At 50.4% G+C, this 21,961-nt stretch carries 19 protein-coding genes, 1 tRNA gene and 1 rRNA gene; 9 read left to right on the top strand and 12 right to left on the bottom strand.

Going from position 1 to position 21,961, the window contains the following annotated elements:
* Positions 1-26 precede the first annotated feature (26 nt).
* The gene (locus NEA10_RS12955) at positions 27-1,451 is read left to right on the top strand and encodes a P-loop NTPase fold protein (protein WP_252660955.1); all 1,425 of its coding nucleotides are present in this window, start codon (positions 27-29) and stop codon (positions 1,449-1,451) included.
* Here the strand turns inward: NEA10_RS12955 and NEA10_RS12950 are convergent.
* Positions 1,439-3,052, bottom strand: a complete 1,614-nt coding sequence (locus tag NEA10_RS12950) for a ShlB/FhaC/HecB family hemolysin secretion/activation protein (RefSeq protein WP_252665350.1) — start codon at positions 3,050-3,052, stop codon at positions 1,439-1,441. The genes NEA10_RS12955 and NEA10_RS12950 overlap by 13 nt on opposite strands.
* Positions 3,053-3,200: 148 nt before the next feature.
* Here NEA10_RS12950 and NEA10_RS12945 point away from each other — a divergent pair, with 148 nt between their 5' ends.
* Entirely contained in the window at positions 3,201-3,761 is a 561-nt protein-coding gene (locus tag NEA10_RS12945; protein WP_374111764.1) for a TRAP transporter small permease subunit, read from the top strand.
* A complete protein-coding gene (locus NEA10_RS12940) occupies positions 3,754-5,082 on the top strand; it encodes a TRAP transporter large permease (RefSeq protein ID WP_252660951.1) in 1,329 nt (442 codons plus the stop codon). The genes NEA10_RS12945 and NEA10_RS12940 overlap by 8 nt, the downstream gene beginning before the upstream one ends.
* A 7-nt stretch (positions 5,083-5,089) precedes the next feature.
* On the opposite strand, the gene NEA10_RS12935 is transcribed toward NEA10_RS12940, so the two are convergent.
* A complete protein-coding gene (locus NEA10_RS12935; protein ID WP_252660949.1) occupies positions 5,090-5,641 on the bottom strand; it encodes a hypothetical protein in 552 nt (183 codons plus the stop codon).
* A gap of 85 nt (positions 5,642-5,726) precedes the next feature.
* On the opposite strand from NEA10_RS12935, the gene NEA10_RS12930 reads away from it, so the two are divergent.
* Positions 5,727-6,353, top strand: coding sequence for a TenA family protein (locus NEA10_RS12930; RefSeq protein ID WP_252660947.1), 627 nt, complete (start codon positions 5,727-5,729; stop codon positions 6,351-6,353).
* A gap of 419 nt (positions 6,354-6,772) precedes the next feature.
* A complete protein-coding gene (locus NEA10_RS21000; RefSeq protein ID WP_309494149.1) occupies positions 6,773-8,161 on the top strand; it encodes a tetratricopeptide repeat protein in 1,389 nt (462 codons plus the stop codon).
* A gap of 67 nt (positions 8,162-8,228) precedes the next feature.
* Here NEA10_RS21000 and NEA10_RS12920 read toward each other — a convergent pair whose 3' ends face one another.
* The 6 genes from NEA10_RS12920 to NEA10_RS12895 form a co-directional block, all read right to left on the bottom strand.
* On the bottom strand, positions 8,229-8,813 hold the full coding sequence (locus NEA10_RS12920; protein WP_252660945.1) for a peroxiredoxin family protein: 585 nt from the start codon (positions 8,811-8,813) through the stop codon (positions 8,229-8,231).
* A 163-nt stretch (positions 8,814-8,976) separates the two neighbouring features.
* Positions 8,977-9,576 carry a peroxiredoxin gene (locus tag NEA10_RS12915; RefSeq protein ID WP_068789985.1) on the bottom strand — a complete coding sequence of 200 codons (600 nt, stop codon included), beginning with the start codon at positions 9,574-9,576 and terminating at the stop codon, positions 8,977-8,979.
* Positions 9,577-9,831: 255 nt separating this feature from the next.
* Positions 9,832-9,905 (bottom strand) — tRNA-Met (locus NEA10_RS12910).
* Between the two features lie 1,000 nt (positions 9,906-10,905).
* The gene (locus tag NEA10_RS12905; protein WP_252660943.1) at positions 10,906-12,570 is read right to left on the bottom strand and encodes an ABC1 kinase family protein; all 1,665 of its coding nucleotides are present in this window, start codon (positions 12,568-12,570) and stop codon (positions 10,906-10,908) included.
* A gap of 112 nt (positions 12,571-12,682) precedes the next feature.
* Positions 12,683-12,985, bottom strand: coding sequence for a sll1863 family stress response protein (locus NEA10_RS12900; protein ID WP_252660942.1), 303 nt, complete (start codon positions 12,983-12,985; stop codon positions 12,683-12,685).
* Positions 12,986-13,237: 252 nt separating this feature from the next.
* Positions 13,238-13,396 (bottom strand): YqaE/Pmp3 family membrane protein, encoded by a 159-nt coding sequence (locus NEA10_RS12895; protein WP_252660940.1) that lies wholly within the window; start codon positions 13,394-13,396, stop codon positions 13,238-13,240.
* A gap of 591 nt (positions 13,397-13,987) precedes the next feature.
* Between NEA10_RS12895 and NEA10_RS12890 the strand changes: the two genes are divergently transcribed.
* Positions 13,988-14,212, top strand: coding sequence for a hypothetical protein (locus NEA10_RS12890; protein ID WP_252660937.1), 225 nt, complete (start codon positions 13,988-13,990; stop codon positions 14,210-14,212).
* A gap of 151 nt (positions 14,213-14,363) precedes the next feature.
* Here the strand turns inward: NEA10_RS12890 and NEA10_RS12885 are convergent, their stop codons facing one another.
* Positions 14,364-14,960, bottom strand: coding sequence for a SanA/YdcF family protein (locus NEA10_RS12885; protein ID WP_252660935.1), 597 nt, complete (start codon positions 14,958-14,960; stop codon positions 14,364-14,366).
* Positions 14,961-14,963: 3 nt separating this feature from the next.
* The gene (locus NEA10_RS12880; protein ID WP_252660933.1) at positions 14,964-15,557 is read right to left on the bottom strand and encodes a CP12 domain-containing protein; all 594 of its coding nucleotides are present in this window, start codon (positions 15,555-15,557) and stop codon (positions 14,964-14,966) included.
* A gap of 395 nt (positions 15,558-15,952) precedes the next feature.
* Here NEA10_RS12880 and NEA10_RS12875 point away from each other — a divergent pair, with 395 nt between their 5' ends.
* The 3 genes from NEA10_RS12875 to NEA10_RS12865 all read left to right on the top strand — a co-directional run bounded on the left by NEA10_RS12875 (position 15,953) and on the right by NEA10_RS12865 (position 20,704).
* Positions 15,953-16,945, top strand: coding sequence for a pentapeptide repeat-containing protein (locus NEA10_RS12875; protein ID WP_252660924.1), 993 nt, complete (start codon positions 15,953-15,955; stop codon positions 16,943-16,945).
* A gap of 17 nt (positions 16,946-16,962) precedes the next feature.
* Positions 16,963-19,635 (top strand): chloride channel protein, encoded by a 2,673-nt coding sequence (locus NEA10_RS12870; RefSeq protein ID WP_252660916.1) that lies wholly within the window; start codon positions 16,963-16,965, stop codon positions 19,633-19,635.
* Positions 19,636-19,711: 76 nt separating this feature from the next.
* Positions 19,712-20,704 (top strand): NAD-dependent epimerase/dehydratase family protein, encoded by a 993-nt coding sequence (locus NEA10_RS12865; protein ID WP_252660907.1) that lies wholly within the window; start codon positions 19,712-19,714, stop codon positions 20,702-20,704.
* A gap of 31 nt (positions 20,705-20,735) precedes the next feature.
* Here NEA10_RS12865 and NEA10_RS12860 read toward each other — a convergent pair whose 3' ends face one another.
* Together NEA10_RS12860 and rrf are read right to left on the bottom strand one after the other, a co-directional pair.
* Positions 20,736-21,671, bottom strand: a complete 936-nt coding sequence (locus NEA10_RS12860) for a pentapeptide repeat-containing protein (RefSeq protein ID WP_252660905.1) — start codon at positions 21,669-21,671, stop codon at positions 20,736-20,738.
* 146 nt (positions 21,672-21,817) lie between these two features.
* Positions 21,818-21,935, bottom strand: a 5S ribosomal RNA gene (gene rrf / locus NEA10_RS12855).
* Between the last annotated feature and the right edge of the window lie 26 nt (positions 21,936-21,961).

Genomic DNA, 21,961 nt, shown 5'->3' with positions numbered 1-21,961 from the left:
GGTAACGCTTTTGGAGAGGGCTTCTTATGCTGGATATTCGTGAATTCTATCGGGCAACCAATCCCAGTCGGACGTTGAATGTTGCCGATGCCAATGACCGAGATCTCTATATTGATTTTTCGGCGGTTCGCTGTGGCTCAACCATTGAGGAAATGCGGGATAAAATCAGCTTTTTCTCTCCTGATGAAGCCACCGTACAACTGTTTACCGGACATTTAGGCTGTGGTAAATCTACGGAGCTGTTACGATTAGCCCATGAATTGCGAAAACAAGATTTTCATGTGGTTTATTTTGAATCCTCCCAAGATTTAGAAATGGGAGATTTAGATGTTAGTGATATTTTATTGGCGATCGCCCGTCGCATTAGTGAAAGTCTCAGCGAACTCAAACAGCTCGAACTCGACGCCCCTCGGGGATTACAACGACTCCTACAAGGGGCGGCCCGTATCTTACAAACGGAAATTGATCTAGCTGCTGAACTGGACGTGCCGGGGTTGGGAAATATCCAAGCTAACACCGAAGGAAAAGGCAGTTTTTCGGCTGAAGTGGGGATTCCTGGATTAGGACAGGTTCAAGCGGATTCTAAAGGCTTATCCCTGGTGGCCCTCGGCATTGGTAAAATCTCCGCCAAAGCCCGCCATAGTCCTGAATTACGGGGCAAGTTGCGAGATTATTTGGAAGTTCGCACGACGAACATTATTGAGGCCATTAACGAGGAGTTGATTGAACCGGCGATCGCCCAACTCAAAGATTTGGGAAAACAGGGGTTAGTGGTCATTGTCGATAACTTAGATCGGGTGGAGAAAACCATCAAGCCTTGGGGACGCACCCAACCAGAATATCTGTTTGTCGATCGCGGTGAACAACTGCGACAACTCCAGTGCCATGTGATTTATACCATGCCCCTGGCTCTGCTCTATTCCAATGACCTCAATCCCCTAACGAGTCGCTTTGGAACTGATCCGAAGGTGTTACCGATGGTTCCTGTTCGCCATCGGGATGGAACTGATCGCCTTGATGGCTTAGAGAAAATGCGCCAGCTTATTTTAACCCGGGCCTTTCCCGGGCTATCGGCGGCGGAACGGCAAGGGCGAGTCTTAGAACTGTTTACCTCCCGAGAGGTGTTTGATCAGTTATGTCGCATCAGTGGTGGCCATGTGCGGGAGATTTTGCGGCTTCTCAATACTTGGATTATGAAAGAGCGACAGCTCCCTCTGTCCCCTCAAGGATTGGAGGTGGTGATTCGGGAACGACGCGATCGCATGTTATACGCCATCACCGATGAGGAATGGGCCTTGTTGCAACAAGTCCATCAACGGAAACAAGTGGCTGGGGATAACAGTTACGACCTGCTCATCAGCAGTATGTTTGTCTATGAATACCGGGATGAGGTGGGGTCTTGGTTTGACCTCAATCCGGTGTTGGATGCGATCGCCCGTCAAAATTCATAACCGACGCGGAAATGAAAGCCATCATCTTGGATATTACGGCCGCGATCGTCTAAATTCACTAAGGGCAAACCATAGTCCACCCGTAGCGTCAACCCGGGAGTGGGTTCCCAGATAGCCCCCAATCCCAAGGAGGCTAAAAACTGTTGTCTGGCTTGGGGATTAGGATTATTACTATGGTTCCAAACGACCCCTAAGTCAGCAAAGGGCAACACCTGGAGCGTGGATTGTCCCGCTGCATTGCGGATTAGGGTAATGCGATCTTCGACTGAGAAGCGAACCCCATTATCCCCGGCCCGCACATTCTGACGATAGCCCCGCAGGGATTGACCGCCCCCTATGACAAACTGTTGGGAGGGAAGCAGGGGATCGGGGGAAAATTGGGCCGCGAGACGGGCCACCAATAAATGATCTCGATGCAGTCGTTGCACCCGTTGAGCTTGTAGGCCCCAACTAAAGAATTGTCCATCGGGAATATCCCCGGAGTTGTTGGTGGCGTTAAAGAGTCCCGTTCCGAACCGTAGCTGGGATTGCAACATCCAGGCCCCATCGACTTGGCGGTGAATATAATCTTGGCCGAAGGTGATAACACGGGTGCGGCTACGTCCAGATTCATTAGGGCCAATCCCGAAGGGTTGGGGGCGATCTAAAAAGAAGGTTTGACTATCTTGCCAGGCGAAGCCTAGGGAGAGGGCAAATTCTTCTCGGGGAGTTCGTTGGAGGGGATGACGATAACTCAATTCGTAAAGACTGGATTCTCCCCGGATATCCAGTTGATCAAAGGGGGCCTGGGTGACTTCGTTACGGGTGGGGGCGACTCGTAATCGCAGCCGGCCATCTCGCGAGTTAACGGGAATCTCATAGCCGATATCGATGAAGTTTAAGCCGTTGCCATAGGTGAGGTTATAGTCGACGCTGAGGCGATCGCCCACCCCGGCTAGATTACGATGGCTAAAGCCTAAGTTGAGTCGTTCACCGCCAATACTGGGGGGAGAATAATTATCGCTGCTGATGCTCAGTTGGATGGGGTTGGCTTCACGAACTTGAACCCGCAGGCGACTTTCTCCGAGGCCCTCACCGGAGCGTAGGCTGGCGGAGATGAGATCGAACAGAGGATCGGCTCGCAAGAGTCGTAGTTCGTCTTCTAAGCGAGCGGTATTGAGGGGAAACCCGGCGGCCCGTTGCAGGCGATCGCGGATCACGAAGTCTTGCAGCCGCTCATTCCCCTCAATGTCAATCTCCGTTAAACGTCCCTCGATGACGTCAATCACCACCACCCCATCGAGGATATCCTGCCCGGGGACCATGGCCCGAGAGGTGAGATAATCTTGACTCAGATAAAGCTGGGTGATTTCGTCGGCCAGGGCTTGTAAGTCCTGTAAGCTTAACTCCCGGCCCTCATAGGGGGCGGCGATCGCTCGTAGTTCTTCGTCCTCAAAACGGCTACTGCCGCGAATCTCAATGCGTTGGATGAGAACTCGGGACGCCTCCTCCTCTTGGCTGAGTTGAGGGGGTTCCTGACTCTGGACAACGGGCCCACTCACAACCACCAGGGCGGAGGCGATCGCCCCAAAAATCCCCGGGCCCCACCTTGAACCGGTCATAGTTTTCACAGCCGCCTCTCTTCCTTTCTCAAGATTTTTGTACTCAGGCATTGCCTCTCCATCCGTGGGGTAAAATACGAATCCCCTTAACCCTGCTGCAAGTTTAGGAGAAGAACAGTTGCACATACTACTGCGTCTGGCGCGATATGTGGATCGACTAAACACGGTCATTGGTCGTTTGAGCGGTTGGCTCGTGTTATTGATGGTTTTGGTGGGCGGATTTAACGTGATTGGACGTTATCTCGGCAATGCCCTCGGACAAAACCTGAGCTCTAATGCCCTGATTGAAACCCAATGGTATTTGTTTAGTTTAGTCTTCTTGTTGGGCGCGGCCTATACCCTGAAAGAAAATGCCCATGTCCGCATGGATGTTCTCTATAGTACCTGGCCTCCTCGTCGCAAGGCTCTGGCCGACTTCGTCGCCACCTTGGTGTTTCTGCTCCCCTTTTCTGGCTTTGCACTCTGGTTCACCTGGACTCCGGTGCTGAACTCTTGGCGGATTCGCGAGGGTTCCCCCGATCCCGGCGGGTTACCTCGCTACCCCATTAAAAGTTTTATTTTGGTCATGTTCATTCTACTCATTGCCCAGGGTATCTCGGGAGCCATTCAAAGTTGGGCCATCTATCGCGGGATCTCCCCGCCAACGACGGCTGAGTCGGACTCAACGCTGACGCAAGAGGCAACTGGGGAGGACAACGACAATGCTTGACTGGTTAGGAATCCTCATGTTTGCCGGGGTGTTCGTCTTACTGCTTCTCGGCTATCCGGTGGCCTTTACCCTGGGAGGGGTAGCGGTTCTCTTTAGTCTCCTGGGTTCCCTGTTGGGGGTTTTTAATCTGGCTCTGTGGGGAACCCTACCCTTGCAGGTGTTTAACACCATGTCGAATTACACCCTCCTGGCGATTCCCTATTTTATCTTCATGGGGGCGATGTTGGAGAAGTCGGGAATTGCTGAACGACTTTTGGAGACGATTGGCATTCTCTTTGGACGAGTGCGTGGGGGACTGGCCTTAGCGGTGATTATTGTTGGGGCGTTGTTGGGGGCAACGACGGGCGTTGTTGCGGCAACCGTGGTGGCGATGGGATTGATTTCCTTGCCGATTATGCTGCGCTATGGTTACAACAAAGAACTCGCCACAGGGGTCATTGTAGCCTCAGGAACCTTGGGACAAATTATTCCCCCCAGTGTTGTTTTAGTGGTCTTAGCAGACCAATTAGGGATTTCAGTTGGGGATTTATTCGTGGGGGCATTTTTCCCAGGACTCTTGATGACTGGAGTGTTTGCCCTTCATGTTTTTGGAATTACCCTGATTCGCCCAGATTTAGCTCCAGCCTTACCAGAAGAGGTCCGAAATTTGCGCGGGCGACATCTAATGAGTCGTATTTTGGGGGCGATGATTCCACCATTATTGCTGATTTTTTTGGTCTTGGGGAGTATCTTTTTTGGCTTTGCCACACCGACAGAGGCGGGAGCATTGGGGGGGATTGGAGCAATTCTGTTAGCCTTGATCAATCAACGTTTGACTTGGACAGCATTGCGCCAAGTTTGTGATGTAACCCTGCGAATTACGAGCATGGTCGTGTTGATTTTGATTGGCTCAACTGCGTTTAGTATGGTTTTTCGGGGTTTGAATGGGGAAATCGTCATGCGAACCTTTTTGGCAAATTTACCTGGGGGAGAGTGGGGCTTTTTAGCCATTAGTATGCTTATCGTTTTTCTTTTGGGATTTTTTATCGATTTCTTTCAGATTGCTTTTATTATTGTGCCTCTGTTTGCTCCAGTTGCCCAGAGTTTTGGTCTGGATATGGTTTGGTACGGTGTTATTTTAGGGGCAAACTTACAAACGTCATTTCTCACGCCTCCTTTTGGATTCGCTCTATTTTATTTGCGAGGAATTGCCCCAGATTCAGTGAAAACATCGGAAATTTATCGGGGAGCTACTCAATTTGTGTTGCTGCAAATTTTGGTGCTAATGGCAATTATTCGTTTTCCGGGAATTGTGACGTGGTTACCGTCTTTGGCTCAGTAAGTTCGGTTTAACGATGACGAGAATGGGCAATCACTTTATGACCGAGGGCTTCTTGCTGATTTAAGAGCTTAATTGTCCAGGGATTTTCTTCACTAAATGGGGAGGGTTTGTCTTGCCAAATTTCTCCCTGTTCATAGGCTCGAATGAGGGATCGCCGAACTTCTAGGGGGGGGACTTCTGAGAGAATACAATAGCGCGATCGCATCTGTTCGGTATAGTATGCACTATGACGACCCAAGCGAATAATAAAGTTGAAGACTTCGGGAATGGCTACCTCGCCAAATTCCTCTAAGAAATGCTGATAGGCATCAATCGCCGCATTGGCGTAAGCATAGGCTAAGCCATTACTCAGAGTTTGGCTACAGGAGACGAGACAGCGATCGCGGCGGTAATCTAACGGAGGAAACTCCTCTCCCCAAAGCTGCACGGCCCAAGGAAACTCCCGGGAGAGGCTACGGCGATCGATGACACTGGCGAGGGTATTATTAACAGTTACGATAAAACGGGCCTCTTCCGCTTCTGCCAGTCGTCGAATATCAAGGGCTTTACAGATAATCATGGTGATTCAGGGTGATGATGGCGGGGAAAGGGTGGGGTGTTCCGGTAAAACGCTAGAATAAGATTCTCAATCGTAGTCTAGTCAGATGACCCTATCTTCAATTTTGTGGCAGGCTAATCAGGACTTAGCTCAAGCTTGCCTTCAGCATCCATTTGTACAGGGAATTGCCCAGGGAGATTTACCTCGTCAGAGGTTTAGTTATTATGTGGGACAGGACGCCTTTTTCCTACGGGCCTTTGCTCGGGCCTATAGTGTAGCGGCTGCAAAATGCACCGATTGGGAGACATTCCAGGTGTTTCACCGTTTGACACAAGGGGTACTTGAGGAACTCCAGCTACATGACAGTTATAGCGAAGACTGGCAGGTCAATCTAACCGCCGTAGAAGCTGGGGTCTCAACACGACGTTATACCGATTTTCTCCTAGCTACAGCGTGGCAGACTGATGTAGCAACCATCGCAGCCGCGATGTCTCCCTGTATGCGGCTCTATCTGTTTCTGGGCCGGGAGTTGGCAAAAGATGGCATCCCTGATCACCAATATGCTGATTGGATCTGTACCTATGGTAGCGACGAGTTTGAGCCGTTGGCAAGACAGCTCGAAGAGGTGGTCGATCGCCAAGGATGCGATAGTCCCCAATTACGGCAAACCTACCGCTATGCCATGGACTGTGAACTGGCCTTCTTTGAGGCTGCCTGGACAAGTTTTGGCTAGCCAACGAATAAGTAATATACTCGTAATGCCGGAGTGCTGCCTCTCTCGGTCCGCGCCAATTTTTACCCGTGTTTTTGCGTATGTGCCGCCACAGGCTCAGAAAGTCGCATATTCGCTATTTATAGTTAAATATACGCACAATAAATGTCCTTATCTTGACTAAAACACAATTTTTGCGTATAATTACACAATTTTTTCATGGCTCAAATGTAAATTTATGTGACGATTTTGCTAAAATGGGTTCATGCCTTCTAGCCAAATTAAGTAAAAACACGTATAAAAGAGGACATCATCTTCAGTTTCAGGGAGCATCCTCTTGCATGTTGGAAGACAGTTGGGCATCGGGAAGTGTTGACTCGAACGATGTGGTCACAGCAACACTATCCTCACTATCCTCATCAGATCTGAGCCAGTCAGGCATGGAATGGTTCAACCAAGGACAACGTTCTGTCGGTCATGGAGATTTCGGTTGGGAGATACCGAATCAGGGCCGGAGGATTGTCGGAACCCAGTCAAATGATCGGCTGATTGGGACTCGGGGTAATGACACAATTCTCGGTTTAGGAGGCAATGATGTACTTTTCGGCGGAGCTGGCAATGATGTTCTGATTGGGGGAGAAGGGCGAGATACTCTCACCGGTGGTGGAGGGGCCAATCACTTTGTTCTCTCCCGCTCACCCCGCGATCGCGATGTCATCACTGACTTTAATCCCGACCAGGATAAGATCCGTTTGGAACAGGGAGTCTCCCTCTTCAGTTTGACGGTGACGCCTCAGTCGGATCGAACCATCATTCACCAAAATGGTCGCCCCTTATCCATCCTCTTAAATACGGACACCGACCTATCTCGGGATGACTTTCTCACCGTCAACGATGTACATCGCTACGAACGACAAATTGCGACTAGTCGGCGACGGATTGAAACCTCCTTTTGGGCTGATCCTCATGCCTATCATCAATGGGGTGAGGCCTTAGCTGGCTTGGGATATCATCGGGAGGCGATCAGTAAGTACAACACGGCTATTCGCTTCGGGGGACAGGATAAGTCTAAATATTACCTAAGTCTCGGGGATTCTCACCTGGCCTTAGGTAATACCTGGAATGCCATTGAGAGTTATAACAACGCTCTCTCTGAGGCCCGCAGTTGGCGACTTGGGTCTACTGTAATCGATGCCAATATGGGATTGGGACTTGCCTATGCGGCGCGAGGTAATCACTCTCGGGCAATTGACCACTACAACCGCGTTATTCGGTCTCGATGGAACAACGATGAAGCCTACTATCAACGGGGTTTATCGCATCTGGCTCAAAGACGCTATGACTGGGCCATTAATGACATCGCCCAGGCCAGCAACTTGAACCCCAATGAGGTGTCTTATCACATGAAACTGGGCAAGATTCATGATCGCTTAGGACAACCTCAGTTCTCAGAATGGAGTTATAGCCGAGCCATTAGTCTCGATAACTTCTCGGCCGATGCTTACTATCAACGGGGTCTAGCTCGCCGACAACTGGGTCGCTTTGATGCACGATTTGATTTTGAAGAAGCCGCTCGGTTATACCGCTCACAAGAAAACTGGTCAGCCGGATCACGAGCACTCCAACAGAGCTTCCGTTCTGGTCCCCCCATACGTCCACGACCCTATGATCCGTTCTACAATCCCTACCGTAACCCCAGTGCCGGACAACGTTTCTTCTTACCCTATGATCCCCCCTTCTATCCAGCTCCCCCTCGCACATCTTGGCAAGCTCCATGGTCAACTTACTATAACTTTAATACACCTCGCCCTAATCCCTGGCGTGGCTAGGTTCTAGTTTAGGGAGTGTTTCAGCATCGGCTCCCCAGAGTCCGAGAACATCTGGGGAGCGATGGGTTTAGGGGGCCGCGATGGCTGCGGCCGGTGTAACTGACGGAATCCAAGGTTGAACCTGGTCTAACAACGTCTCAACGGATGCATTCGTATCTAAAAAGGAAAAGAGATGTTTATATCGCAGTTTTCCTGTGTCATCCAGGACAAACTGAGCTGGCAGAGGGGCCCCTAAGGCTTGTCCAACCCCATAACGACGAAAGACATCGCAATCGGGATTACTCAGCAGGGGCAGTTTTAAGCCTAAATCCCGCACCACAAGTTGACTTTGGCGTTCGTCGGTGCTGGTGAGCATTAAGACTTCAACCCCTAAGTCAGTAAAGCGGTGATAGTTCTTGTTTAAGGCCACAATGTGGGGTAGACAGAGGGGACAATACTGCTTTTCGGTGAAAATGCGAGTAAAGGCCAAGATGACCGGTTGTTGGCCTCGATAGTCCCGCAGGTGAACCCGTCGTCCGTTGGTGATGTCCGGTAACTCAAAATCAGGGGTCGCCACGTCGTAGTAAGACTGATTGGTGGCGGGAATGGGGAGAAAGTTCTGCAAAAAACGGCGGTTCAGTAGGCCCCGAAAGTCTTTGGAGTACAGCTGCATGATGGCACCATGGAGGTCAGAATGAACAGAAAACAGGGAGAACGCTGTTGTTTGGAGGGAGCGACAGGTCTATTGCCCATACTGTAGCAAAAAACCCCCTAGACTGAGTTGTCGAGGGGGCGCGGTGGCCTAGATAAGACCCAGGACTCAAACCTAGGCTCCATTAGATGGCGGCAAAGTATTCTTTCGAGGCGACGGGATCGGGTTTCATGGTTTTTTCGCCGGGAGTCCAGCCAGCGGGGCAAACTTCGTCGGGGTGTTCCTGCACGTATTGGATAGCTTGCAGGGTCCGCAGGGTTTCATCGACGTTGCGGCCAAATGCCAGGTTATTGATGGTCGAATGTTGGATCACGCCATCCTTGTCGATGAGGAATAAGCCACGCAGGGCCACGCCAGCATCGGGATCTAAGACGTTATAGGCGGAACTGATTTCTTTTTTGTAGTCGGAGACGAGGGGGTAGTTGAGGTCGCCGACACCACCGGATTTGCGATCGGTTTGAATCCAGGCTAGGTGGGAGAACTCACTATCACAGGAGACGCCGAGAACTTCCGTGTTGAGTTTGCTAAACTCTTCGTAGCGATCGCTAAAGGCGGTAATTTCCGTCGGACAAACGAAGGTGAAGTCTAAGGGGTAAAAGAACAACACCACATACTTACCGCGATAGTCCGACAGTTTGACGGTTTTGAATTCCCGATCAACGACAGCTGTTGCTGTGAAATCGGGGGCGGGTTGACCAACTCGTAGACATCCTTCTTGGGTCATGAATCTGTAGATCTCCTTATTACTGTCGTTTTCTCTCGGTTTCTCCTGCTCTCCACGGACGGGTTGATACCAACAGCCTGGAAATGCTCGGGAGAAATCTAAACAACTGTTACAACTCTATCATAGTCATAACGAGTTTGAGATGCGAATGAGAGGATTGCCCCTTCAGCTAAAGCATACCCCCGTCTGTGATCGCCAACATCGGCCACAGGGGATACTTCGGTCAAAGACAGGGTGACCCTTCATTCGTTCTAATGGCTCGGGTCGGATTTGAACCGACGACCTTGGGCTTATGAGTCCCCTGCTCTAACCAACTGAGCTACCAAGCCGTGCTGTTTTTTTCAGCTTTTCCAATTTAACAGATTGGCTAGGACGAGTCAAGATAAATGTCAAATGTAACTTTAGGTTAAGTTATGCTTGTCATAAGCAGAAGCTATGCTAATTTAATATCAGACACTGTAGAGCAAGACACAACAACTTGACTCGAATCGGCTCCGGGACATCGCCCAGTGTCATATGGCGAATCGGTCCCCCCGTCTAATCTTCTGCCTGTTGCATCACCCCATGAGGCACGCCGGTAGGGTTCCTAAGGACTCCTAGCCGTGTTAAGCCTTACCCAACGTCTGGAAAGACCTGATGTGTAGGACTCTGAGAACGATTAACGGTGTTTCTGTAAACCCTTGGTTTAGCGCCTTTCGTAACGTGGCGATCGCCCAAGCTGTCATGATTACAATAGCCTCGTTGACCGAACTCGGTCTGGTTGTCTAGGGCAGCGGAAGTGACTCGTCAGTTCCATTTCACCTTTTCTCATTACCCCCATGGGTCTATCCATGACCCTGAAGTGCCGAGCAGCATTGCTTCGTTTCTAGTTTCCACTGCTGTTTCATAGATTGTAGTTTGATTGTCACACTTCGATTGTCGCACTCGGCATTACGGCTAGATCATCAAGCCTAACGATTGCCGGTAATGGGATGTTTCGATAGTTCCTGGCACTCCGTTATGACAGTGCCGACTGTGCGGTGGGCATTCCGTACAGTGTAACCCTCGGCTTAGCCCCTTGTCTGATTGTTGTTTAGGATTGATGGCTGTCCACAGGCAGGGCTGGGAATGATGTCACTTGTGCCTCTGAAACATTCAGAGAACCTTATTTGAAAACCGTAGATGTATGCTGTTGAGCCTAGCCCCTAACGCTAGGCTCACATTCGTTTTGGGGAACATTTTGCCAAATTGTCCGGAACCCCCCGGGAGAGTCCAGGAGAAAGGAATGGTAGATGCACCCTGATGGCAAACCCTGGAGCGTTCAGCGTTCCAGGGTTTTTTTTGTCTTCTCTAATTTTTACTACCTGATCGCCAAATACTAAACACCAGCCATAACCCTAACAGACAGGCCGTCCAGAAGAGGACATTTCCCAACCAGGGAATGCGGTGAGTCTGATCTCGGGAAACCACGAGGGCCCCTGCCAGAATCAGAGCCGCAACCACAATACTCGAAGAGAGGCGGTTGGCCGATTCATCCAAACTTTGACGTAAATCCGTCAGTTCACTGACCTGGACATTCCATTTCAACGTCTCGGTGGCGACCCGTTCCAAGAGGAAATCCACCTGACGAGGGGACTTCAGAGAAAGGTTTTTAAACTCTAAGGTGGCCCCAAGCAGTTGTTGTAGGGGATTGTCGCCAATCAGTTGACGGCGCATCAAATCCGTGGTTAGGGGTTGAATCTCATCGAGAAGGTTCACCGTAGGATTAAAAGTACGGGCCACCCCTTCCAAATTGGCCAAGGCCTTGGCGTAAAGTCCCATGTTACTCGGCCAACGCAGGTGATTGCGTCGCGCCGCTTGTAAGAGTTGGTAAAAGGCTTCACTGAAATTGACCTGGGCTACACTGAGGTTGTAGTAGCGCCGTAGTAGGCGATCGTAATCATTCTCCAACTGAATGAAATCCACGGGCCGAACTGGATGTGCTAACTGTAGGCTTAACTGAGCGCAACGTTGAGCATCCAGGGAAATCATCGCTAAGATGGTTTCAACCAAGAGTCCTTGAGTGCGGGGGTCTAGGGTTCCTGTCATCCCCACGTCCAAAAAGGCCACTCGTCCATCTCGCAGATAGAAGATATTACCGGGATGAGGGTCAGCATGGAAAAATCCTTCCACAAACAGTTGTTGGAGGAAAGAACGGAAGAGTAAGGTCGTAATGGCATCTCGTTCCGCGTCGGCGTCCCCGTTATGTCCCTTTCCCGTCAGTTGCGCTGATAACAGGGGTACACCGTCGAGCCATTCCATCGTTAGGAGCTTCTGACTGGTGTAGTCCCAGATAATCTCGGGAACGGTAATCTGGTTCACATCAAACCAGGAACTTTTAGATAAACAACGTCTAAGGCGTTCGGTATAGTGAGCCTCTTGGGTGAAATCTAATTCGTCCCGTAGTGCATTGCCAAACTCCTCTGCTAAGCCAGTTGCATCGTAATATTTACCAAAATCTGTTCCTGAGACAAGTTCAGCAATATTCGTGAGCAGTTCAATGTCTCGCTCAACAGTTTCGTCAATTCCTGGACGCTGAATTTTTAAGGCAACCTCCCGTCCATCGAGTAGAATCGCTTTATGGGTTTGAGCCAGAGACCCCGCCGCAACTGGGGTCTGATTGATATCTTGGAAAATTGTATTGAGGGGCCGCTTTAATTCTCCCTTGAGTTGCGCCTCGATTTGACTCCAGGATACCGGGGGAACATCGGCCTGTAAGGAACTAAGGGCCTCAATATATTCTGGGGGAAGCAGTTCCGGCCGGGTACTCAGGAGTTGTCCAAGTTTCACATAGACGGGCCCGAGATCGACAAAAATTCGTTGCAGAACCGTTGGGGGGGGAAGTTCAGGTTCTTCAGCTTCATTGCTGCTCAGTAGTAGCCTCATGTAATCCCAGCCATGTTTGAGAACCACTTCGAGGATTTCTCGCTGGCGAGAGTTCGGTTTGGCAATTTTGGTGATGGAGGTTCCGGCCATATCAACAGAGGGAGAGACAATAAGGGACTCGGTATACAGGGCTACAGAAAAACCGGGTTGGAGATTCTCCCATCCCGGTTTAATGTAATCGGTAGGACTTGCAATCTGATGCCTACTTCTCGAATTTCTTAGAGGCATTTTCAAACGCACCGGTCAAATCTGACCAGGCCGCTTCAAAACCTTTCTGTACTTCTTCCCAGGCATCAGTCCCGGCTTTCTGTAGCTCTTCTAGCTTAGCACTGGCCGCATCTCGCTTGGCATAGAGTTCTTCCATTTGGCCATGGTAGTCAGTTTTGACGTCGGCTTCGGCTTGAGCGGCTTTAGCTTTCAGCTCATCGAGTTGCGCATTGATTTTGTCCAGTTGCGCTTTCACTTTGGCTTGATATTGTTCTTGTTGAGGATTCGACTCAGTCATAGTTATAGATGGTTCCTGTATGTTGTGGTTTGAGGTGGAGTCAGGTGGGTTTAAGAACCTGAATGCACTGGAATTGTGACCAGCGGGATTGACTTGGCTCCCCAATCTCCTGTCTCTGATGCCAGTTTAGTCCATTTGATTGCCCAGATCCTCTACCGCAGGAGCGATTCTTCCTATTTCATTCGGTACAGCACTGGGGTCACGATGACGCTGCGATCACCTTTGGCTCAGACCCGACGGCGATGCTTTGGGTTAACGTCTGGCAATAATCCAAACAGCATGAATCACACCCGGAATGTAGCCGAGTATGGTTAAGAGAATGTTTAGCCAAAAGTGTCCGGTTAAGCCAACCTGCAAGAAAACACCCAGTGGGGGCAGGAGAATGGCGGCAATTAGGCGAATAATATCCATTGGTGACTTAGTTTTCCTTAGGTTGTGACACGGCTTGCTGCGTGCTACTATCGTATTTAAATTAACTGCAATTTTTTAGTCTTGTCATCTATCTCAGGGTAGATTTTTGTTACATACAGTTAGATGTGTCTCTAACAAAAGCTTGACGTTATGTGACATTTTACTGGGTTAGCGTGACTCTCTTTGAACCTTAGGCTGATTGCCCTCAATCTTATGGCTATTCAGAGGTTGACCGTGAAATAATTCAACGAATGCTGAGGTTCGGGACGGTCTTTGAGGTCAAACAAGGGAGATGTTCGTAATATTTGCTGACACTCAATGTAAATCTATGTTAGGTTATGGCTTACTTGTTAATATTTGGTTAATCTAATCTATAAAAATTTATAGACTAATTGCAACGTTCTCTGTTACTTTGGGCAATAATTGTCTAGTCTAGCAACAGGAGACGACCCTTGAGTCTATCTCTGGGGATGAGTCGGATTCTTTAGCCTGGGATGGCTGAACGGTTGGTTCCAGAAAGCGACCCCGTCACGTTTGTGCGAGGTGAGAAGATCGGCTCAGGCTAGTTGATTATTTGGAGAGGTTAGGACGATGAACGCCACTATTCTACGTCAGCTTTGGTCAACGGTTGAAGAAACCCAGACCCAAACCTTAAACAGCTTGGATGATGCCAGTTTGGTGAACCAACTTTTGGGGGATTTGCAGGAAAAGAGACTCCTACAACGGGATGATCTCGAGGAACTCGGGGACTATATCCGATCGCACCTCACCTTAATCCGTGAGTTAGCTGAGGGCCGTCTGAGGACGATGGCATAACCCCAACCTGAGGAATCGGCAAAAAAAAACCCCGAAACCTCCAGCAGGTTTCAGGGTTTGCCATCAGGGTGCATCTACCATTCCTTTCTTCTAAGATGACTGGGGGTCATCCGGAGACTTAGCAACTTTTTCGGGCAAGTCGGTTGATGGCTCAAGAATCGCCCCAAGTTTGGGCGATCGCTTTGCCGAGGGCCATGAACTCTCGCAGGGAATAGGACAGCATCGAACGATGGCGATACACTCCCCAATCCGGAACCCCATACCCCACCACATCCAGTCCAAGTCGTTGGGCGATATAGACGGCTCGGGGCAGGTGATAGCGTTGACTGACTAGGATCGCCTCACAGATGCCATACTCATCTCGGGCCCGGCGACAGGTCTCATAGGTACTTAATCCGAGGCGATCGCCCCAAATGGCCCGTTCTGGAACCCCAGAGGCTCGGGCCAGTTGAATCATGGGATCTACCTCGTTATAGTCTGGAGTTTGGTTATCTCCAGACATCAGGAGTTGTTGCACGTTCCCCTGCTGGTATAACGCCACTCCCGCGAGGACGCGATCGGCCAACATAGGACTGGGTGTGCCATCCTCCCAAACGCCAGCACCAAAAACGATCGCCACCGGACGAGGGGGAACAGATCCCAGGGTCTTGAAACGACGAGCCCGGGTGGCATACATCACCGATAGGCTCAGCAGCAGTGAGGTTAGGAGGACAAGGGCGATCGCCCCCCCAACCCAAGGTAATACCATCAATTAGGTATCATAGACCCGAGCTTCAGGAGCATCGGGGTTGTCCTGGCAATATTCCTCAAAGGCAGTCTGATGCAGACGCTCTGCTTTCTGATGTGCTGCTTCCGCTTGCAGTTCTTCCACCACATCCCAAGCCGAAGCACATTCAGGCGATCGCGGTCCCTTCTCAGCACAAGTGGCACGAGCTTCCTCAATGGCCTCTTGAATCTTATCTTCGAGCAGCAAGCTGCGGGGGCGTTCCACAAAATCGCCCTTGGTCAAAATGTCGGAGACCGACACCGTCCCTAGCAGAGTATCTTTAATCACCGGAGCAAAGTGAATCCCTGTATTGGCAAACAGGCGAGCAATATACTCAACACAGAGGTCAGGATTGACCACAATGCAGGGTTTGCTCATAATTTCGTACACCCGCATGGCTTTGGGGTCTAGCCCAAAGGCCACAACCTTATAGGTGACATCCGTCTCCGTAACAATGCCATAGGCATCATCACTCTCACGACGCTCAACGATGAGCGCACGGGTTTTCTTGTCTTTCATCAACTGCACTGCCTCAGCAACGGTGGTGCTGCCACGCACCGTCACGATGTCAGTGGTCATAATATCTGAGGCTTTCATAACGTGTTTCACATTCCCAATCAAAACCGTTCCTAGGGTATCTCGTTCAGGCCCCTTGGATCCAGCATCTGAGCCAACCGGCTCGACTCGACCCAGTTTTCCTGATTGTTTAACATTCAGGGTTATCCCCCAAAACAGTATAGCGAATAACCCCTGAGGATTGATCAACACAACATAAACTTAATCAATCTCCTCAATTTTCAAATCATCTATGTCTAAGGGTTCGCAAAGCTTTATAAAGCTTAATACCTGGCTAGATTTGTTTTTATAAACCTCTTAAATCTGTTATACTAACCCTATAGAGTCAGCCTTAAACCTTATCAAGTTAAGCTCGACGACTTCCAGCACCAAGCATCCTAAACGCGAGGATCCCTAAGATGAGTCAGTCAAAACAACTTCTGGACGAGTACCAAGCTGGACAACGAGACTTTCAGGCGAGCAATTTAATTGGGGCAGAGTTACAACAACTCCAGCTTAAAGAAATCAACCTGGCAAACTCCTATCTAAACTCAGTTGATTTTAGTCGTGCCAACCTAGATTATGCGAATCTTTCTGGCAGTTTTCTGTGTGGTGCGAACCTCAGTTATATTAAGCTTGATGAAGCTGATCTCAGCCATGCCGACTTAACCAAGGCCAAACTTCAGGGAGCCTCTCTCGTGGGGGCCTCCCTCGTCGGAGCTAAGCTCAGTGGTGCCAGTCTGAGTGGGGTCAACCTGCGTCGTGCTACCCTTTGTGGCGTCAATCTCTGTGGGGCCAACCTGGCCGGGGTCAACCTCCGCAATGCCGATCTACGAGAAGCAAACCTCAGTTGGGCCAATCTCCAAGGAGCCCGGCTCAGCGGTGCCAATCTCAACGGTGCTAATCTCAATGGAGTCAATCTCAGTGGCGCTTGGCTCAATGGAGCTGACCTTCAAGGGCTAGATCTCGATGGCGTCGATTTTCATGAGGCAAAACTCAGTGGTGCTAATCTCAGCAAGGCTAACCTCTGTGCGGCTAATCTCAGTGAGAGTCAATTGCGGGTCGCCAGTCTTCGGGGGGCTAACCTACGAGCCGCGAATTTAGAAGCGAGTTTGCTGGTTCGGGCCAACCTCGTGGCCGCTAACCTAATGAAAGCGAACTTGCAACAGGCTGATTTAACGGGAGCAGACCTAACGGAAGCCAATTTGAACTTGGCTAACCTCGATGGTGCAAATCTTACAGATGTGATCTTCCGACAGGCTTATCTTTGGAAGGCTAGCCTGGCTCAGGTGAATGTCCTTGGCAGTAACTTTAGTCATGCAAGTTTGCGGAATGCCACCTTAGAAGCCGTAAATTTCTTAGAGGGCATCTGGACAGGAGCAACTATGCCAGATGGTAGTTTGTACCATTGAACAGAATTATAAACTGAATGAAACCTTGGCATTTGAGCTGGGCGACGGGTTCATCACGATTTCATCATCTCTATCTCTATTTCCTTGAACCTCGACGACTGGCCCTGATTGAAGCAGGATTCATTGGACTGGTCTCAGGATTGGCGGCGGTCATTCTGCGTCAGGGGATCGCTTGGCTCGGAGGCTGGCGGGTTCAGGAATTTCTCGGGTTGCCTGTGGGCCTAAAATTGCCTCTATTTGGTGCCCTAGGAGGGTGTTTAGCAGGCTGGTTAATTCAACGCTTTGCCCCGGATGCTACCGGGAGCGGGGTTTCCCATGTCAAGGCAGAACTGGGGTCATCGCAACGGCTACAAAAGGCACTCTCTCTCAATCTCCGGTTGGCGGTGGTAAAACTGCTGAGTACCATGCTGGTGTCTGGGTCGGGAATGCCTCTCGGACGACAGGGGCCCACGGTGCATATGGGAGCGGCTTTAGCGGCCTCCATGAGTCGCTGGATGCCGACCTCCCCCGGCTACCGTCGTCAAACCATCGCAGCTGGTGCGGCCGCTGGATTAGCCGCTGGGTTTAATGCCCCCATTGCGGGGGTTTTGTTTGTGGTGGAGGAGTTGTTACAAGATGTGTCGAGTTTAACCCTGGGCACAGCGATTTTGGCCTCCTTTATTGGAGCCGTGGTCTCGGGCCTTTTGGGAGGAGGACCCTGGGATGTCACTCTCGATCCCAATACCCCAACAGCCCAGTTTTCTCCGATGGATATTCCTAGTTTGCTGTTTTTAGGAGTCATAACGGGAATCTGTAGCGGCTGGTTTAATCGAGGGATTCTGGCTAGTCTCACCTGGCAACGCCGTTATCTAGCCATTGGCTTACCGGGACGAATCGCGTTAGTGGGATGTCTCTCGGGGGCAACTATTTCTCTGTTACCTCTGGAGTTTCATGACAATGCGGGGTTACGAGACTTTTTGACAACGGGTGAGGCCGGTTTGGGCCTGATTGCCATTGTTTTGGTCGTTAATTTCGCGTTAACGCTTTTGGTCTACGGGTCTGGCGCCTCTGGGGGGTTATTTGCCCCAACCCTGGTTCTTGGCTCGGCGTTGGGGAGTTTGGTGGGGTTAAGTAGTCAGCTTCTTTTTAATGTCGGTGATCCCCAAACCTTTGCCTTGGCGGGGATGGGGGCTTTTTTTGGGGCTGTTGCTAAGGTTCCGATTACGGCCATTGTGATTGTTTTTGAGATTACCCGAGATTTTAATTTGGTCTTGCCTTTGATGATTGTCTCGGTGTTGGCCTATGTGGTGGCGGAACAGGTATCGGCGGGGTCTCTGTACGATCGCCTATTGGAATTGCGCGGTTGGGAAACTCCCGCAACGGAGGATAATACCTCCGGCTTGTTGAAGATTCGCGTTAATGATGTGATGCAGCGCCAGGTGGAAACGGTGGAGAGTGATTTATCGATTGGGGAGGTGCTGCAGGTGTTTCGACGATCGCCCTATGGCGGGTTTCCGGTCGTGCAGGAGACTCGCTTAGTGGGAATGATTACGGAAACAGATTTAATGAAACTCACCCAAACCCCCCTATCTGACGATACGCCAATTTCTGAGTTGATGATGCCTCAACCGGTGATGGTGAGTTCTGAAGACCCTCTAATGCAGGCGTTATATCTCCTAGAACGTCATCAGATCAGCCGCTTACCGGTGGTGGATGGACGGCGTTTGGTGGGGATCATTACCCACAGTGATATTGTCCAAGCTGAGGCGCGGCAGTTGACGGGTCACGGTCGTTCTCAGAAGTTGGAACCCTCTTATCCGGTCTATGTTACCCGAGCGCCGGCTACAGGTCGTGGCCGCCTGTTGGTCCCGTTAGCTAACCCCAAAACGGCTCCCTTGTTATTGCAGTTTGCTGGGGCGATCGCCGCTGCGAATGATTATGAGTTGGAATGTCTACAAGTAATTCCTGTCCCTCGTCATCGTAGCCCCTCTGAAACCCCGGTACGCATTACCCACAGTCGCCGCCTTTTACAAACAGCATTACGGTTGAGCCGAGAATGGCAAATCCCTGTCCATACTCAGATTCGGGTGGCTCATGATGTATCGGCAGCGGTATTGGAGACAATTCAAGAACGGCATATCAATAGCTTATTGATGGGTTGGAAAGGGGGAACTCATACTCCAGGGCGCATTTTTGGGGATGTGGCGGATACACTACTGCGGCAGGCTCCCTGTCAAATGGTCTTGGTGAAATGGGGGAGCCAGGTTGTGGAGAACGCAGAGCCGAGGCAACCTCAATTGCAACGCTGGCTGATTCCCCTTGGGGGTGGGGTAAATGCTTTGGCCGGGTTGGAGTTATTGTCAGCGTTAGTGACGGGGGGCGATCGCTCGTTTGTTCAGTTATGTCAGGTGTTCCGAGATCGCGAAAGTACTGAAGAAATCACCTTTTTGAAAAGCACGGCCCGGTTGTTAGAACGGCGTCTCCCCTGTCCGGTGACCGCCACGCCTATCTATGGCAGTTCCGTGGTGGATGCGGTCTTGGAGGAGACCCGAGGGCAAGATTATGATGCCATCTTGCTAGGGGCAAGTCGTCAAGGCGTGTTACAACAGGCCCTACATGGCAATATTCCTCGGGCGATCGCTCGCGGGAGTAACTGTACGACCATCGTTGTACGTCATGGGACTTTAGCTGCTGGAGAGATAATGCGATAATAAAGCATTCAAGCCATCTATTGGTTCCATTGCTTTTCAAATCTCCCTTTAACGTTATCCCAGATTCAAACAAGCTATGAAAACCTTTGTTACTGGCGCAACTGGATTTACCGGATCCCACCTGGTTCGCCAACTCTTAGAACAGGGCCATAGTGTCAAAGCCCTAGTTCGCCCCAACTCGAACAATAAAACTCGTCTATCGGGATTAGATATTGAGTTTGTCGAAGGCGATCTGACCGACTTAGAGCTACTTCGTTCCCATCTAGCCGATATTGACTGGGTCTTCCATACTGCCGCCTTTGTGGAATTAGGACTCGTAGATGATGCCTTGATGGACCGAACGAACGTTGACGGCACTCGGACGATTCTAGAGGCTGCCAAAAGCGCCAATCTCTCTAAGTTTGTCTATTGCAGCACCATTGGCGTTTATGGTGATACCCAGGGACAAACCATCGATGAGACCTTTCAACGGACTCAAAAGAATTTTTCCTCTGCCTATGACCGCACCAAATATACCGCCCAACAATTAGTCAATCGGGCCGCAGATCAGGGGTTAGCCGCAGTTAGCGTCATGCCTTCGGGAATTTTTGGCCCCGATGATCCCCATTTTGGCCCAGTCATTGATAACTTCATCAAGGGCAAGTTAACCGTTTGGGCCGGGGGCGATCGCATCACCGGTATCGTCCATGTGGATGACCTAGTCGACGCCATGATCCGAGCCGCCGAAAAAAGTCCCCCTGGAGAGCATTACATTATCTCCGCCGGAGACCTGACCACCCGTGAGATGTTTGCCATCTTAGGGGATGCCGCCGGCGTGGCCCCTCCCCGAGAAATTCCTCCCCCTGTCGTTCGGCTCAGTGGCAATGTTCTCGACGTTATCGGCCGACTCACCGGCTGGAACCCCCCCTTAAGTCGGGAACGAGTTCACTATATCTATGAACGCTGTGTGCGGGTTGATGGTAGTAAAGCCAAACACCGATTAAGCTGGCAACCCCGCTCCGTTGAACAAACCTTACGGGAAATTGTCGCCCAGAAACTCAGTCAATCGGCATTCAATCCTGAGTCCTGAGCCCCCAACCCATAGGCAAAAATACCCCGCTCTAGGGGTGTTTTCGCCCATCGGGTAATGTGACCCCTTTTAAAATAGCGCCATCGAGATTCGCTTGATGTAGATTGGCCCGTGACAAATTAGCTCCCGTCAAATTAGCTCGCACGAGACTCGCTTCCGTGAGATTGGCCATACTGAGATTTGCCCCTGCTAAGTTTGCCCCAGTTAAATTCGTAATCCGTAAACTCGCTTCCCGTAAATCAGCTTGAGCTAGGTTCGCAAAGCGTAAATTAGCTAAATAAAGATTCGCACCAATAAGATTTGCACCAATAAAACTAGCTTTTGTTAAATTAGCGCCCATCAAGTTAGCGACACAAAGATTTCCTAAACTTAAATTAGCGCGATAGAGATTTGCATGACATAACGTCGCACCGACAAATTGAGCTAAGGAACAAACCGCAAAACTCAGATTCGCATCTCGCAAATCCGCTTCCCCTAAATCTGCCATCGTCAGATCAACCTCCCGCAGGTCGGCCCGAATTAACTCCACATCAGACAAATCCGCTTGACGGAGATTCGTCGTGTACAATCGTGCATCGGTTAGGTCAGATCGGTTCAGTTGGGCTTGTTGAAGGACAGCTAAGGACAAATCAGCTTTAACGAGGCTCGCTTCCGTCAAATCCGCCCGCGTTAAAATGGACTCTTTCAAGGAACTGTGGCGCAAATCTGTTGTATACAAAATCGCCTCAGTCAAATTGGCTCGGTCAAGTTGCGCCAGCTCTAGGTTTGCCAAGCATAAATCCGCTTGAGTCAGATTGGTATCGGCTAAGTTACAAGAACTAAAGTTAACCTCTCGTAGATACCGTTGCTCTAAATCCTCCCCCTGCAAGCTGGGTTTCACGAGAGGCTGTTCTTCCCGCCAACGGTTCCAGGAATCAGGTCCGCGTTTGAGGATGTCACTGGCTGATAGAGATTGAAAAGTTCCCATGGATGGCCCGGAAGAGTCCCTCCTATTTTAAAGGGTGAATACCGCAGAAACACGCAATATCTCTGGCCAAGCCCCATCCAAAGCCCAAACCTAAAAAACTCCCCCGGATAACCCTTAAGCTATCCGGGGGAGTTTTTCAAATATAAACCTGGCACTGAGCTATCTTCCCAGGGGGCAACCCCCCAAGTATTTTCGCCGCAGAAGCGTTTCACAGCCGAGTTCGGGAAGGGATCGGAGTGGTGCCACCTCGCTAGAAGCACCAGGAAAGAACAGAAACCTTGAAGACTGCA

Source organism: Phormidium yuhuli AB48 (assembly GCF_023983615.1).
Lineage (GTDB): Bacteria > Cyanobacteriota > Cyanobacteriia > Cyanobacteriales > Geitlerinemataceae > Sodalinema > Sodalinema yuhuli.
Note: the sequence above shows the minus strand (reverse complement) of the source record. Positions and strands in the feature narration are given on the sequence as shown.

Excerpts from the sequence above, each read along its gene's own strand:
- NEA10_RS12955 (WP_252660955.1), top strand. The coding sequence starts at position 27 with ATGCTGGATATTCGTGAATTCTATCGGGCAACCAATCCCAGTCGGACG.
- NEA10_RS12950 (WP_252665350.1), bottom strand. The coding sequence starts at position 3,052 with ATGACCGGTTCAAGGTGGGGCCCGGGGATTTTTGGGGCGATCGCCTCC.
- NEA10_RS12940 (WP_252660951.1), top strand. The coding sequence starts at position 3,754 with ATGCTTGACTGGTTAGGAATCCTCATGTTTGCCGGGGTGTTCGTCTTA.
- NEA10_RS12935 (WP_252660949.1), bottom strand. The coding sequence starts at position 5,641 with ATGATTATCTGTAAAGCCCTTGATATTCGACGACTGGCAGAAGCGGAA.
- NEA10_RS12930 (WP_252660947.1), top strand. The coding sequence starts at position 5,727 with ATGACCCTATCTTCAATTTTGTGGCAGGCTAATCAGGACTTAGCTCAA.
- NEA10_RS21000 (WP_309494149.1), top strand. The coding sequence starts at position 6,773 with ATGGAATGGTTCAACCAAGGACAACGTTCTGTCGGTCATGGAGATTTC.
- NEA10_RS12920 (WP_252660945.1), bottom strand. The coding sequence starts at position 8,813 with ATGCAGCTGTACTCCAAAGACTTTCGGGGCCTACTGAACCGCCGTTTT.
- NEA10_RS12915 (WP_068789985.1), bottom strand. The coding sequence starts at position 9,576 with ATGACCCAAGAAGGATGTCTACGAGTTGGTCAACCCGCCCCCGATTTC.
- NEA10_RS12905 (WP_252660943.1), bottom strand. The coding sequence starts at position 12,570 with ATGGCCGGAACCTCCATCACCAAAATTGCCAAACCGAACTCTCGCCAG.
- NEA10_RS12900 (WP_252660942.1), bottom strand. The coding sequence starts at position 12,985 with ATGACTGAGTCGAATCCTCAACAAGAACAATATCAAGCCAAAGTGAAA.
- NEA10_RS12895 (WP_252660940.1), bottom strand. The coding sequence starts at position 13,396 with ATGGATATTATTCGCCTAATTGCCGCCATTCTCCTGCCCCCACTGGGT.
- NEA10_RS12890 (WP_252660937.1), top strand. The coding sequence starts at position 13,988 with ATGAACGCCACTATTCTACGTCAGCTTTGGTCAACGGTTGAAGAAACC.
- NEA10_RS12885 (WP_252660935.1), bottom strand. The coding sequence starts at position 14,960 with ATGGTATTACCTTGGGTTGGGGGGGCGATCGCCCTTGTCCTCCTAACC.
- NEA10_RS12880 (WP_252660933.1), bottom strand. The coding sequence starts at position 15,557 with ATGACCACTGACATCGTGACGGTGCGTGGCAGCACCACCGTTGCTGAG.
- NEA10_RS12875 (WP_252660924.1), top strand. The coding sequence starts at position 15,953 with ATGAGTCAGTCAAAACAACTTCTGGACGAGTACCAAGCTGGACAACGA.
- NEA10_RS12870 (WP_252660916.1), top strand. The coding sequence starts at position 16,963 with ATGAAACCTTGGCATTTGAGCTGGGCGACGGGTTCATCACGATTTCAT.
- NEA10_RS12865 (WP_252660907.1), top strand. The coding sequence starts at position 19,712 with ATGAAAACCTTTGTTACTGGCGCAACTGGATTTACCGGATCCCACCTG.
- NEA10_RS12860 (WP_252660905.1), bottom strand. The coding sequence starts at position 21,671 with ATGGGAACTTTTCAATCTCTATCAGCCAGTGACATCCTCAAACGCGGA.